We start from the raw sequence: 13,761 nt of genomic DNA on the forward strand, positions 1-13,761 counted from the left end.
GACGGCCGCCCGTTTGACTATCGCGATCATGGACGAACGCACAGATACATCCCTCACGGCCCATCCTCGTCGGGCGCGCCGCCGTGGCGACGCTGGTATTCCAGCTCGAACTTGCGGCGCAGCAGCGCGCCGGGATCGTCGGGCACGCGCTGCAGGGCCTGGCGCAGGTCCGCGGGCAGCTTCGACTGCGCATCGTCGGCGCCTGCCACGCCGAGCTGGTGCGCGGGCGGCTGCTGCGCCGCGGGTTTGCCGGGCGCGCCCAGCTGTTTGTCGAGCTGCCGTTTCAGCGCCTGTTGCGCCTGCGCGGCCTGTGCCTGTTGCGCGGCCTGCTGCTCGGGCGTCGGCTGCTGGCTGTCTTGTTGCGCGCCGGAGTGGCCGGGCGACGACGGGTTGCCCTGCTTCGCCTTGTCCTGCGGCGGCTTGCCGGTGTCGTTCGACGCAGCCTGCCGGCCCTGCTGCTTCGAATCGTCGCCGTGCGACGGCGACTGGCTGGACTGGCCGTCGCTCTTGTCTTGACCGTTCTTGCCTTGACCGCCCTTGCCTTGACCGCCCTGTCCCTGCTTGTCCTCGCCTTGCCCGCTGTTGCCGCCCTGACCCTGCGGCGAGGACGAGCCGCCCTGCTTCTGTCGCTGCTGCGGCGAGGACTGGTTCCGGGGCTGATCCTTCTGCTGCTTCTGCTGCTTGCGCAGCCAGTCCTCGACCGCCTGTTTGTTGGCCTTCGCGTCGGCATTGGCGGGATCGCGCTTCAACGCCTCGTCGTAGGCATGGATCGCGTCCTCGTACTTGCCCTCGCGCGCCAGTGCATTGCCGAGGTTGTACGTGGCGTCGCTGCCCTTCGCCGCGCGCAGCGCCTGCGCCGCGGCGGCGTAATCGCCGGCGCGATAGGCGGCCGCGCCGCGCAGGGCAGGATCGTTCGCCAGCTGCATCGCCCGCTTCGCGTCACCATGCCCGAGCGCCGCGGCCGCCTGCTGGTTCCTGTTCTGCCAGAGGTCGCGCCAGCCCGTTGCGTGCGCCGTGCCCGGCAGCATCGGCAGCAGCGCCAATGGCAACAGCAGCAGCCAGCCGCGCCGGAATGCCAGCGCCGCCAGCGGCAGCAACAGCAGCAGCAGCCACGGGCCGCGATCCTGCCATTCGTCGCCGAGCTGGTCTTGCGCGGCCTGCGTGGAGCCTGCGTGCAATTCGCCCTTGAGCGTGCCGACGTCGCTGTCGTCCGCGCTCATCGCCACGTAATGGCCGCCGCCCGCGGCCGCCACCGCGGCCAGCGCCGCGTCGTCGCGCGCGGCCAGTTGCAGGTTGCCCTGGGCATCGTGCAGGAAACCGCCGCCGGGCAACGGCACCGGCGCGCCCTGCGGGGTGCCCACGCCCAGCACGGAAACACGCACACCGGCCCCAAGCGCCTTGCGCGCGGCCTCCTGCGCTGCCGCGTCGGCGGTATCGGTGACCAGCACCAGCGAGCCGCCGCCGGCCTTCGCGTCCTGGATCAGGGCCACACCACGCGCGATCGCCGTCGCCGCGTTGTCGCCGTCCACCGGCATGGTGTCCGGCGCCATCGCGTCGAGCAGGGTGGCGAGGCTGTGCACGTCGGAGGTGAGCGGCGCCACCACGAAGGCCTCGCCGGCGTAGCCGATCAATGCGTTGAGGCCGTCGCGATTGGCCACCAGCAAATCGTGCGCCTTGTAGCGTGCGCGGTCGATGCGACTGGGCGCCACGTCATGCGACAACATGCGCTGCGACAGCGAGATGGCCACCACCTGCGCGGCACGCCGCGCGTACAGCGGTTGCTCCACCCGGCTCCACGCGGGACCGGCCAACGCGAGCACCGCCAGCAGCCAGGCCAGCGCGAGCAGGCCCAGCGGCAGGCGTTGCCGGGTGGCCCGTCCGTGCAAGAGCTGCGGCAGAAGTTCCGCATCGACCAGCCGCGCCAGGGCCTGCAGGCCGCGGCCACGCCGCGAGGCCTGCCACAGCAGCCACGGCAGCACGAGCAATGCGCACAGCCACGCAGGCCGCAGGAAATGGAACTGCGCCAGCGCCGCGCTCATGCCGGCACCTCGCGCGCCCGGCGGCCCGGCAACGTGGCCAGCAGCCACGACAGCAAGGCGGCCGCCAGCGGCCAGAAGAACCATTCCTTGCGCGGCCGCAGGCTGGGGCCGTGCTGCGGCATCGGTTCCAGTGCGTCGATGGTGCGATAGGCATCCGCCAGCTGGTCGCTGTCGGTGGCGCGGAAGAAGCGGCCGCCGGTCTCGTCGGCGATCTTCGTCAGCATGCCCGCATCGAGATCGGCGGACGGATTGACGACCTGGCTGCCGAAGAAGCCCGGCACGCGCATGCGGGTGGCGCCGATGCCCACGGTGTAGATGCGCACGCCGGCCGCCTTGGCGGCGCGCGCGGCCTCCAGCGGGGCGATGCTGCCGGCGTTGTTGACGCCATCGGTGAGCAGCACCAGCACGCGCGCCTGTTCGGGCAAGGCGGACAGCCGCTTCACCGCGATCGCGATGGCATCGCCGATCGCCGTCTCGGTGCCGGCCAGGCCCACGGCCGCGCCCTGCAGCTGCGCGCGCACCGCGTCGAGGTCGTAGGTGAGCGGCGTCACCAGGAAGGCCTGGCTGCCGAACAGGATCAGGCCCATCTCGTCGCCGCGACGGCGGTCGATGAAATTGCCGGCGATCGCCTTCACCGCGCCGAAGCGGCTCACCGACTGGCCGGCCAGTTCCATGTCCGGCGTGTGCATGCTGCCGGACAGGTCCACCGCCAGCAGCAGCGCGCGGCCGCTGCGCTGCTGCGCCTGCGGCGGCCCCACCCATTGCGGACGCGCCGCCGCGACCACCAGGCACAGCCACGACAACGCCAGCAGCCAGGGCGTGAAGCTGCGCGCCACGTGGCCACCCGCCGCGGCGAGGCGCAGGCCCGGCTGTGGCAGATGCAGCGCCTGCCCGGGCGTCGTCGGCGGCAACACGCGCCGCAGCAGCCAGGGCAGCGGCAGCAGCAGGAACAGCCAGGGCCAGGCGAACTCAAACATGCCCCGGCTCCGTGGCCGGCGGCATCCACGCGCGTGGACGCGCGGCCGCCTGCAGCCAGTTGCGCGCAGCGGCCAGCGTGGCGGGCACGTCGAATTTCGCCTGCGGGCGATAGATCGCCTGCTCCAGCACCATCAGGCGATCCAGTACCGGCGGCGCCACCGGCACGCGCGCCAGCGTCCGCCGCCAGCTCTCGCCACGCTGCTTCGCCGCAGCCTCGTCGTGCCGGCGCGCCACGCGGCGCAGCAGTTGATGGAGCGACGCCGCCAGCGCGGCATCGTCGCCGTCGCGCACATGGCTTGCCGCCAGCATTTCCAGTTCGCCCAGCAACAGGCGGCGTTGCTGCCGCAGGAGACGGTGGCGCCGCCACAACCACGCTGCCGCAACCAGCATCAGCAGCAGCAACGCGGCCAGCATCCACCAGCCCGGCGCCCACGGCCACCACGGCGGCGCGGGCGGCAGGTGGATGTCGCGCAGCACCGGGCCGTTCGATGCGGGTGGTTGCGGCATCATCGGCGCGTCCCCGTCGCGCCCAGCAACTCGCCGACCGCCGCGTGAGGGTCGTCGCGCGTGTCGATCACGCGGCATTGCAGTCCGGTGCCGCGCGCCAGCGCCTCGAGTCGCGCCGGCCCGCGGCCCAGCGCCTGCTGGAACTCGCGTCGCTGGCGTTCGCCCAGCAGCACCATGTCGCGGCGCTCGCCGCCGTGTTCCAGCGGATAGCGCCCCGGCGGTGGCGGTTCGCGCTCCAGCGCATCGGCTACCACCAGCACGCCGACCGTGGCCCGCGTTTTCAGTTCGAGCAGGTGTCGGCGCGCCTCGTCGTCCGCGCTGAAACCGTCGCTGAGCAACAGCACGCGACTGGCGCCATGTTGCAGACGGCGCGCGCGCAGCAGCGCGGCGGACAGCGGCTCGGCGCGATCCACCGCTGGCAGCGCATCCCATTCGGCCAGTGCGCCGCACACCGCGAGTGCGCCACGCGCCGCACCCTGCGGGCGCAACAGGCGATCATGCTCGCCGAAGGCCATCATGCCCACGCGTTCGCCCGCGCGCACGGCCAGCCACGCGGCGACGGCGGCGGCGCGCGCAGCCTGCACCGACTTGAAGCGGGCGCGGGTACCGAAACGCAGGCTGGCGTGGGTGTCCAGCAGGATCAGCAACCGCCCTTCGCGCTCCTCCTGGAACAGCTTGGTGTGCAACCTGCCGCTGCGCGCGGTGAGCCGCCAGTCCATCCGCCGCACGTCGTCGCCGGCCTGGTAGACACGCGACTCGGCGTAGTCCATGCCGCGGCCGTACAGGCGGCTGGAATGCTGGCCGCCGCGCGCGGCGCGGCTTTCCGTCGGCGCCAGCTTCGCGCGGCCGACGCGGGCACCCAGCGCGATCAGCTCGGCCAGCGACACGTGCGTGCGGCCGTCGCCATGCTCGCGATTCGGCAACACGGCGCTCACGGCAGCGGCACGAGATCCAGCAGCCGGGCGATCACCTGGTCGCTGCGCACGCCTTCGGCCTCGGCTTCGTAGCTGAGCAGCACGCGATGGCGCAGCACTTCGTGCACGATCGCGTGCACGTCCTCGGGCAGCACGAAATCGCGGCCGGCCAGCCAGGCTTGCGCGCGGGCGCAGCGGTCCAGCGCGATGGTGGCGCGCGGGCTGGCGCCCCAGGCGATCCAGCGTTTCAGTTCCGGCCCGTAGCGGCCCGCGTCGCGCGTGGCCAGCACGAGCTGGGCGAGGTATTCCTCCAGCGCGGGCGCCATGTGCAGCGCCATCGCGGCATCGCGCGCGGCGAACACGTCGGACTGCTGCAGCAGGGACGCGGGCGCAGGCGCCGGGTGCGCACGGCGGCTGGCCTGCTCGCGGGCCAGCTTGAGAATCGCCAGTTCCGCCGCGGCATCGGGATAGCCGATGGTGACGTGCAGCAGGAAGCGGTCCAGCTGCGCCTCCGGCAGCGCGAACGTGCCTTCCTGCTCGATCGGATTCTGCGTCGCCATCACCATGAACAATTCCGGCAACGGCCGGGTGGCGCGGCCCACGGTGATCTGCCGCTCGGCCATCGCTTCCAGCAAGGCCGACTGCACCTTGGCCGGCGCGCGGTTGATCTCGTCGGCCAGCACGATATTGTGGAACAGCGGCCCTCGCTCGAACTCGAAGGCGCCGCTCTGCGGCCGGAACACGTCGGTGCCGGTGAGATCGGCGGGCAGCAGGTCGGGGGTGAACTGCACGCGGTGGAAGTCCGCCTCGATGCGCGCGGCCAGTGCCTTCACCGCGGTGGTCTTGGCCAGTCCGGGGGCGCCTTCCACCAGCAGATGGCCATCGGCGAGCAGCGCCACCAGCAGGCAGTCGACCAGCCGGGGCTGGCCGATGATGCAGCTGCGCAATTCGTCGCGCAGCTGCGCGAAGGCCTGCTGCAAGCGGTCGCGGGGTGGGGTTTCGGGCATGTCCATCGTGAACTTCCGGATGCAGGCTGCCGTTGTTGACCACGGCGAAGCCCGGAAGTTTAGTCGACCACGCCGGCTCATTCAGTCGCACAACGCACAGGGGCGGCCGGAGCCGCCCCTGTGCGTACCGTGCAGACGCGACGCCTTACTGCAGCGAATCGTTGAGGATGCGCGGCGTCACGAAGATCAGCAGTTCCGCCTTGGTGTTGTTGCGGTAGGTGTTGCGGAACAGGAAGCCGATGCCGGGAATGTCGCCGAGGCCCGGCACCTTGGTGATCGTGTTGTTCTTGTTGATCTCGTAGATGCCGCCCAGCACCACGGTCTGGCCGTTGTCCACCAGCACCGAGGTATTCACTGACTGGGTGTTGATCTGCGGCACCTGGCCGTTTGGCGTGGTGAGGAACTTCGCCAGCGAATCCTTCTTTACGCTGATCGCGAGATAGACGCGGTTGTCCGCGGTGATCGTGGGCGTGACCTTGAGCTCCAGCACAGCGTCCTTGAACTGCACCGAGGCGGTGGGCGCGGCGGTGCCGCCGATGCCGCCCTGGTAGGTCACGTAGCCGATCTCCTGGCCCTGGCGGATCACCGCTTCCTGCTGGTTCGCGGTGATCACGCGCGGACTGGAGATCACCTCGCCACGACCCTCGGTCTGCGCCGCCGACAGTTCCAGATCCAGTGCGTAGTTCTTGCCGAGGATGGCCAGACCCAGCACGCCGGAGGCAGGCGAGTTCGACACCGGCAGGTTCACATTGAGGCCGGTGCCGCCGCCCAGGGTGGCACCGGTCGTGGTGCTGGTGCCCGTGGTGGTGGTGCCGTTGTTGCCCAGCGTGCTGCCGTTGGCGCCGCCGATCTGCAGCACCTGGCCGCTGGGGTTGGTGCGCTGGCCGTTCGCGCCCCACTTCACGCCCAGCTCGCGGGTGAAGTCGTCGGTGGCGATCACGACACGCGACTCGATCAGCACCTGCTGCACCGGCTTGTCCAGCACCGCCACCAGCTTGCGGATCTGCTCGGTCTTCTCGGCCGTGTCGTTGAGCAGCAGGGTGTTGGTGCGCTCGTCGTAGGAGACGCTGCCGCGCGGCGACAGGAAACCGCGCGACACGCCGGCGCCGCCGGCGCTCGATGTGCCGCCGCCGCCCTGCATGCTGCCGGTGGTGAGCAGCTTGGCGATGTCGGTCGCCTTGCCGTAGCTGATCGGGATGTAGGTGGTGATCAGCGGCGCGTTGTCTTCCGCCTTCATGCGCGCCGTGGCGAGGTCATCCTCGTACTTGGCCAGCTCCTGCTGCGGAGCCACCCAGATCACGTTGCCGTCGCGGCGCTTGTCCAGGCCCTTGGCACGCAGGATCACGTCCAGCGCCTGGTCCCATGGCACGTTCACCAGGCGCAGGGTGATGCTGCCGGTGACGCTGTCGGAGGCCACGATGTTGAGCTTGGAGGTGTCCGCGATCAGCTGCAGCACCGAGCGCACCGGGATGTCCTGGAAATTGAAGGTGGCGCGCGTGCCGGTGTAAGCCGCATGCTGGTCCAGCGCCAGCTTGCCGCCGGCAACGGCGTTCTCGCCCTTCTTCGCCGCCACCTCGACCACGTACTGGTTGCCCTCCTGCCAGGCCGAGGTGTCGACCACGCCCTTGGTGGCGATCGTCATCTGCACGCCGCCGGTGGCGCTGGTACGGGTAGTGATGGATTGCACCGGGGTGGCGAAGTCCAGCGTGTCCAGCCGCTGCGCCAGTTCCGACGGCACGCTGGCATTGGGGATGCTGACCTCGACCTTGTCGCCGATCGTGCGCATCTGCGCATCGGCGCCCGGACCGCTGAAGTTGACCAGCACGCGGCCCTGGCCGTTCGCGCCGCGGCGGAAGTCGATACTGGTGACGCTGATGCCGCCGGTGGCGGATGCCGGCACGCGCTTGGACGGATCGATGATCGCCGCGGTGGTGACGCTGCGCTGCGCCGGCGCCGGGGCGGCTGCCGCCTGCGGTGCGCTGTCGTTGGCCACGGTGAGCACCAGGCTGTCGCCCTCGACTGCCGACTGGTACGACGCCGGACGCATCAGCTCCACGATCACCCGGGTGCGGCCGCCGGCGGCGACCGCCGAGACGCCGGAAGTGGCGCCCTGGCCGATGTCCGTGTGCCGCTGGGCGGTGGTATCGGTGTTGGCGAAGTCGATCGCGATGCGCGCAGGATTGTCGGTGGTGAAGATGCGCGGCTGCGGCACGGCACCGGTGAAGTTCAGGTGCAACTGCACGCTGCCACCGGGCAGTGTGGTGTAGTTGATGTCTTTCAGCGTGCTGCCGCCGGCAGCCAGCACGGCCTGGCTGAAGCCCGCACCGGCGAGCAGCAGCAACGACAGGAGACAGCGAATGGCGTGGCGCATGACCCGGCCCCGGACGGATTGAATGTGGTTGCTCATTGCATCAGCCCCTGTGTCCCCTATTTCTCGCCGAGCGCGATGCTGGCCGGACGTTCCATCCAGCCACCATTACCGTTGGATACCAGCTCGATCAGGTCGATGTGGTCATCGCTGATGGCGGTGATGCGGCCGTAGTTCTGGCCCATGTATTCGTTGCGGTGCACCGGATGGATCACGCCCTGCGGGTCCTTGATGAGTGCCTCGGTACCCGGCCCGGCGCCGATCGTGCCGACCATCTTCAGGCTGTCCAGCGCGAACATCTCCAGCGGCTGCTTGGGCCGGTTCTGGTCCGGTCGCGGCCCGCTGGTGACAGCCGACTCCTGTTCCGCGGCGCTGGGGCCGAACGGATCGCGCAGATCCTGGTCGGCGTAGGTGAAGGTCTCGAAGGTCTTGATCACCGGCAGTGGCGGGATCGGCGCGCCCTTCTTCGCCTTCTGCTGGGCGATCCATTCGCGCAGGTCCGAGGTGCCGCGGGTGCAGCCGCCCAGCACCAGCGCGGCGACCAGCAACAAGGCGAGGCGCGACAGCGTGGACGGCTTCATGGCAGTGGACAGCTTCATCACTTGCGCCCCCCTGCCTTCTTGGCCGAACCCTTCGCGGCCGCCGCGGCCTCGTCCTCATCCAGGTAGCGATAGGTCTTCACCGTGCCCTGCAACACCAGCTGGCCGTCGGTGGAGGTACCGTCCTTGCCCGCATGCTGGGGCGTGAGCGCCACGTCGTGCATGGTCAGGATCACCACGCGCGGCAGCGAGGCAACGCCGCTGATGAAGGTGCCGAACTGGTGGTAGGTGCCCACCATCTTCAGCTGGATCGGCTTCTCGGCATAGAAGTCCTTCGGCACTTCGGGCTGCGGCACGAAGGAGTCGACCTGCAGGCCGGCCGACAAGGCGGTCTGCGAGATGTCGATCAGCAGCTCGGGCATCTCGGTCCTGCTGGGCAGCTGGCGCAGCAGCTGGCGCAGCATGTCCTTCATCTCGTCCAGCTGCTGCTGCAGCGCGTCGAGGTTCACCGCCTTGGCCTGCTTGGTGGTGAATTCCTGCTGCAGCTGGATCTCCTTGTTTGCCAGCGAGGCCAGCTCGTCCTGCTGGCTGCTGACGTAGAAGTACCAGCCCAGCAACACCACGACCAGGAACAGCAGTGCGGTGAAGAAGATCTTGACCGACTGCGGCCAGCCGCCAATGTTGTTGCGGTCCAGGCCGCGCAGATCGTCGAGGAGTTTCATGACTTGGCTCCCCCCTTGACCGCGGCATTCGTCTTGGCAGGCTCATGGCCGGCGGCATGCACCACTGCCGGTTTCAGCGTCGCCGAATCCGGTGGGGGCGCGGCCGCCGCGCTGCCGGCATGCGCCGGCGCCGCGACCGACGCCGCGCCTGCCGGCGTGGCACCGGCCTCGTCCGCCTTCGGCTTGCCCAGTTTCACGCTGAGGCCGAAGCCGTAGGGCATGCGCGAGGCATCGTGGCGGTTCTCGGTCTTGCGCAGGTCCACATGGCCCATCCACGGCGAGGCCTCGATGTTGCGCATGTATTCGGCCACGCTGGCGTTGGATTGCGCCACGCCGTCCAGCGACATGGTGTCGCCCGCCTGCTTCAGCGCGCTCAGGCGGGCACTGGACGGAATCGTCTTCACCAGTTCGTCGAACAGGTGCACCATCTTCGAACGGTCGGACTGCAACTGCTCGATGATCTGCTTGCGTGCCAGCAGATGCTCGCGCACCTTGTCCAGCTCCTTGATCTTGTCGATCTTCACGTCGAGCTGCTTGATCTCGCCCTGCAGGATGGCATTGCGGTCGTTCTGGTTGTCGACGCGCGCGCCCATCCAGATCGCCCACAGCAGCACGAATCCCAGCCCGGCGACGAAGGCGGCGCCGAGCTGGCCGTAGAACTCGCGTTCGCGCAGCTTGCGCCGCTCCGCACGCCAGGGAAGGAGGTTGACGTGGGCCATCAGTCGAAGCTCCTCAGGGCCAGGCCGACCGCGATCATCAGCGCCGGCGCATCCTGGGACAGCGACTGTCCCTGCACCTTGGGCGACATCGACATGCGCGCCAGCGGATTGGCCACCACGCAGGGCACGCCAACGTGCTCCTCGAGCATCGCGGCGATGCCGTCGATGGTGGCGCAGCCGCCGGCCAGCACCACCTGGTCGACCTTGCTGTATTCGCTGCCGGCGAAGAAGAACTGCAGCAGGCGGCTGACCTGCTGCACCAGCGATTCCTTGAACGGCTCCAGCGCCTCGCTGTGGTAGGACTCCGGCAGGCCGCCCTTGCGCTTGGCGCGGCCGGCCTCCTCGTAGGAGAGCCCGTAGCGGCGCATGATCTCGTCGGTGAGCTGCTTGCCGCCGAATACCTGCTCGCGCGAGTAGATCGTGCGCTGGTTGCGCAGCACCGAGAGCGTGGTCATCGTCGCGCCCACGTCCACCACCGCCACCAGCGCATCGCGTCCCACGTTGAGCTGGTCGGTGAGCAGGGCGAACGCGTTCTCCATCGCGAACGCCTCCACATCGACCACCTTGGCGGTGAGGCCGCCCAGTTCCAGCGCGGCCACGCGCATGTCCACGTTCTCGGTGCGCGAGGCGGCAAGCAGGATGCTGTTCATCTCGGGGTTGTCGCGCACCGGGCCCAGCACCTCGAAGTCGAGGCTCACTTCATCGATCGGGTAGGGGATGTACTGGTTCGCCTCGACCTGGATCTGGCCTTCCAGATCCTCCTCGCTCAATTCGCTCGGCATCGGGATGATGCGGGTGATCACCGCCGAGCCCGCCACCGCGGCCGACGCATGCTTGAGCTTGGAACCGGAGCGCGCCAGCGCGCGACGGATCGCCTCGCCCACCGCCTCGACCTCGACGATGTTCTTCTCGACCACGGCATTGGGCGGCAGCGGCTCGACCGCATAGTGCTCGACGCGGTAACGCCCGCCCGCCTGGCTGAGCTGCAGCAGCTTGACGGCGGTCGAACTGATGTCGACGCCGATCAGTGCCGGCTTCTTGGGTGTGAAGAGCCCCACGGTGTTCCCCCTTTGCCCCTGGGCACCAACCGCCGGATTTCCGACGGATGTGCGCTGGCATTAGATCGAAAATTTAATGCCCCCGCAATGGCCTGCCGGAGTTTTCTCAAGTATTTCCCGTGATGGCGCCCACATTTGGATCAACGCCTTCGTGCAGCGTGATCGGGGCCTCGTTTCGGCATGGACACAGGTTCTTGCGGTCGCCCTGCCCGTCCACCCGGAGATATACCCCTTCGTCCTTCGCCGGGGTGCCGATGGCGCACCCTCTATACTCTTCCGGGTTTCGATACGGGCCATCCGCCACACATGCGTATTCTCAAGCGTCTGCTGCGCTGGGCACTGATCCTGGCGTTCTCGGGTTTCCTGCTGGCGGTGCTCGCGGTCGGGGTGGCGTACTGGCTGGTGGCGCCAAGGCTGCCGTCGGTGGCGGTGCTGAAGGATTACCACATGCAGGTGCCGCTGCGCGTGGAGAGCGCCGACGGCAAGCTGATCGCCAGCTTCGGCGAGACGCGGCGCATCCCGGTGGTGATCGCCAACGTGCCGGACAACCTCAAGCACGCGGTGCTGTCGGCCGAGGACGCCGACTTCTACCACCACCCCGGCATCGACCTGCGCGGCATCGCGCGCGCCGGCTGGCACGTGATCCTGGCCGGCGGCGACAAGGTGCAGGGCGGCTCGACCATCACGCAGCAGGTGGCGCGCAACTTCTTCCTGAGCCCGGAGAAGCTCTATTCGCGCAAGCTGATCGAGGTATTCACCGCGCTGCGCATCGAGCACGAGCTGAGCAAGGACCAGATCCTGGAGCTCTACCTCAACAAGATGTTCCTCGGCCACCGTTCCTACGGCGTGGCCGCGGCGGCCTCGTACTACTACGGCAAGACGCTGGACCAGCTCAGCATCGCGCAGTGCGCGGCGATCGCCTCCACCTTCCAGCTGCCCTCGGTGGTGAACCCGCTCAACAGCCCCGCGCGCCTGCTGGCGCGGCGCAACTGGGTGCTGGGCGAGATGCTCAGGCATCGCTACATCAACGACGCGCAGTACAAGGCGGCGGTCGCCGAACCGAATGACCCCGCGCCGCACGAGGCGCCGATCGAGGTGGACGCGCCCTACCTCGCCGAAATGGTGCGCCGGCAGGTGCTGGACCGCCTCGGCAACGACGCGCTCACCGAGGGCTACGTGGTGAAGACCACGGTGCAGAGCGCGCGCCAGCAGGCCGCGGTGGCAGCGGTGCACCAGGGCCTGATCGCCTATGACCACCGCCACGGCTGGCGTGGCCCGGAAGCGCACCAGGACCTCGCCGCCGATGCCGGCGCGCAGGATTACGAGCGCGCACTGGCCGGCTACGGCGACATTTCCGGCCTCGATCCGGGCCTGGTCACGGCCAGTTCCGCCACCGACGCCACCGTCTTCCTCGCCGGCGGCAAGAGCATCCAGCTCGACCTCGCCGCGGTGGCATGGGCGCGGCCGTACATCAACGACAGCCGTACCGGTCCCGCGCCAAGGCAGGTGGACGCGGTGCTCAAGCGCGGCGACATCATCCGCGTCTCGCAAGATGCCAAGGGCACCTGGCAACTGGCGCAGATTCCCACCGCACAGGCCGCCCTGGCCTCGATCCGGCCGGAGGACGGCGCCGTCGAGGCGCTGGTGGGCGGCTTCAGCTTCACCCGCAGCAAGTTCAACCGCGCCGTGATGGCCGCGCGCCAGCCGGGCTCCAGCTTCAAGCCCTACCTCTATTCGGCGGCGTTCGACCACGGCTTCACGCCGGCGTCGATCATCAACGACGCGCCACTGGCGCTGCCCGATCCCTCGCGCCCCGGCGGCCTGTGGACGCCGAGCAACGACGACGACAAGTTCGCCGGCCCGATGCGCCTGCGCGAGGCGCTGATCGAGTCGAAGAACCTGGTCTCGGTGCGCCTGCTCGACGCGATCGGCGTGCGCTACGCCCGCGAGTTCATCACCCGCTTCGGCTTCCCGCTCGACGCGCTGCCGGCGAACCTGTCGATGGCGCTGGGCACCGCCTCGGTGTCGCCGATGAACATGGCGCGCGGCTATGCGGTGTTCGCCAACGGCGGCTACCTGGTCACGCCGTACTTCATCAGCGAGATCGACGACCGCAGCGGCAAGCCGGTCTACCTCGCCAACCCTGCACGTGCCTGCCGCGAATGCCAGGAGCGCCTGCTCGACAGCACCCCCCCCGGGCCGCCGCCCGCGAACATGAGCCAGCGGACGGCCAACCGCCTCGCCGAAAGCGGCAGCGCCACGGCGACGGCCAGCGCCGCAAGCGTCGACGATTCCGGCGTGCAGACCCTGCCAGCCGACGCCCACGGCACCGGCGCGCACCTGCCGGTGCTCGCGCCGCGCGTGCTCGATCCGCGCAACGACTTCCTGGTCACCTCGCTGATGAAGGACGTGATCGCCAGCCCCAAGGGCACCGGCCATGCGGCCCAGGCGCTCAACCGCGCGGATCTCGCCGGAAAGACCGGATCCACCAACGACCACCGTGACGCCTGGTTCGTGGGCTTCAACGGCGACATATCCACCGCCGTGTGGGTGGGCTTCGATGATTTCAGCTCACTGGGCAAGGCCAACGGCGTGGGAGAGTTCGGTGCACAGGCGGCGTTGCCGATCTGGATGGCCTACATGGGCCCGGTGCTCAAGGACATGCCGCTGAATTCGCTGCCGATGCCGCCGGGCATCGCCTCCGTGCCGATCGACCGTTCCAGCGGCCTGCCCACCACGGATGACGACCCGAACCGCATGAACGAGTTCTTCAAGGTCGAGGACGTGGACCGCCTGCGCGCGCAAGCCACCCAGCAGCAGGAACAGCAGAATCCCTACAACATCTTCTGATCACCCGATGGGGTTTCCGGGACTCCGCCGCTTGCGCTAGGCTGGACGTGCAAGCGGCGG

Annotated in this window: 11 protein-coding genes; 1 reads left to right on the top strand and 10 read right to left on the bottom strand. The window is 69.3% G+C overall.

What is annotated here, in order from left to right; genetic code table 11:
* Positions 1–53 precede the first annotated feature (53 nt).
* The 10 genes from ABQJ56_RS09985 to ABQJ56_RS10030 form a co-directional block, all read right to left on the bottom strand.
* Positions 54–2,039, bottom strand: coding sequence for a tetratricopeptide repeat protein (locus ABQJ56_RS09985; RefSeq protein WP_367844871.1), 1,986 nt, complete (start codon positions 2,037–2,039; stop codon positions 54–56).
* Complete coding sequence (locus tag ABQJ56_RS09990; protein WP_367844872.1) at positions 2,036–3,016, bottom strand: VWA domain-containing protein; 981 nt, start codon at positions 3,014–3,016, stop codon at positions 2,036–2,038. The genes ABQJ56_RS09985 and ABQJ56_RS09990 overlap by 4 nt, the downstream gene beginning before the upstream one ends.
* Entirely contained in the window at positions 3,009–3,527 is a 519-nt protein-coding gene (locus ABQJ56_RS09995) for a DUF4381 family protein (protein WP_367844873.1), read from the bottom strand. The genes ABQJ56_RS09990 and ABQJ56_RS09995 overlap by 8 nt, the downstream gene beginning before the upstream one ends.
* On the bottom strand, positions 3,524–4,459 hold the full coding sequence (locus ABQJ56_RS10000) for a DUF58 domain-containing protein (RefSeq protein WP_367844874.1): 936 nt from the start codon (positions 4,457–4,459) through the stop codon (positions 3,524–3,526). The genes ABQJ56_RS09995 and ABQJ56_RS10000 overlap by 4 nt, the downstream gene beginning before the upstream one ends.
* Positions 4,456–5,451, bottom strand: coding sequence for an AAA family ATPase (locus ABQJ56_RS10005; RefSeq protein ID WP_367844875.1), 996 nt, complete (start codon positions 5,449–5,451; stop codon positions 4,456–4,458). Before ABQJ56_RS10005 ends, ABQJ56_RS10000 begins: the two co-directional genes overlap by 4 nt.
* 139 nt (positions 5,452–5,590) lie before the next feature.
* Positions 5,591–7,816, bottom strand: a complete 2,226-nt coding sequence (locus ABQJ56_RS10010) for a type IV pilus secretin PilQ (protein WP_367844877.1) — start codon at positions 7,814–7,816, stop codon at positions 5,591–5,593.
* Positions 7,817–7,872: 56 nt separating this feature from the next.
* Positions 7,873–8,412: a pilus assembly protein PilP gene (locus ABQJ56_RS10015; protein WP_367844878.1), complete on the bottom strand. Its 540-nt coding sequence runs from the start codon at positions 8,410–8,412 to the stop codon at positions 7,873–7,875.
* Entirely contained in the window at positions 8,412–9,074 is a 663-nt protein-coding gene (locus tag ABQJ56_RS10020) for a type IV pilus inner membrane component PilO (protein ID WP_367844879.1), read from the bottom strand. The genes ABQJ56_RS10015 and ABQJ56_RS10020 overlap by 1 nt, the downstream gene beginning before the upstream one ends.
* Positions 9,071–9,793, bottom strand: a complete 723-nt coding sequence (locus ABQJ56_RS10025) for a PilN domain-containing protein (protein WP_367844880.1) — start codon at positions 9,791–9,793, stop codon at positions 9,071–9,073. Before ABQJ56_RS10025 ends, ABQJ56_RS10020 begins: the two co-directional genes overlap by 4 nt.
* A complete protein-coding gene (locus ABQJ56_RS10030) occupies positions 9,793–10,851 on the bottom strand; it encodes a pilus assembly protein PilM (protein ID WP_077485010.1) in 1,059 nt (352 codons plus the stop codon). The genes ABQJ56_RS10025 and ABQJ56_RS10030 overlap by 1 nt, the downstream gene beginning before the upstream one ends.
* 306 nt (positions 10,852–11,157) lie before the next feature.
* Between ABQJ56_RS10030 and ABQJ56_RS10035 the strand changes: the two genes are divergently transcribed.
* Positions 11,158–13,701, top strand: a complete 2,544-nt coding sequence (locus ABQJ56_RS10035; protein ID WP_367844881.1) for a penicillin-binding protein 1A — start codon at positions 11,158–11,160, stop codon at positions 13,699–13,701.
* Positions 13,702–13,761: the final 60 nt, after the last annotated feature.

Source organism: Rhodanobacter geophilus, assembly GCF_040812275.1.
Taxonomy (GTDB): Bacteria; Pseudomonadota; Gammaproteobacteria; order Xanthomonadales; family Rhodanobacteraceae; genus Rhodanobacter_A; species Rhodanobacter_A geophilus.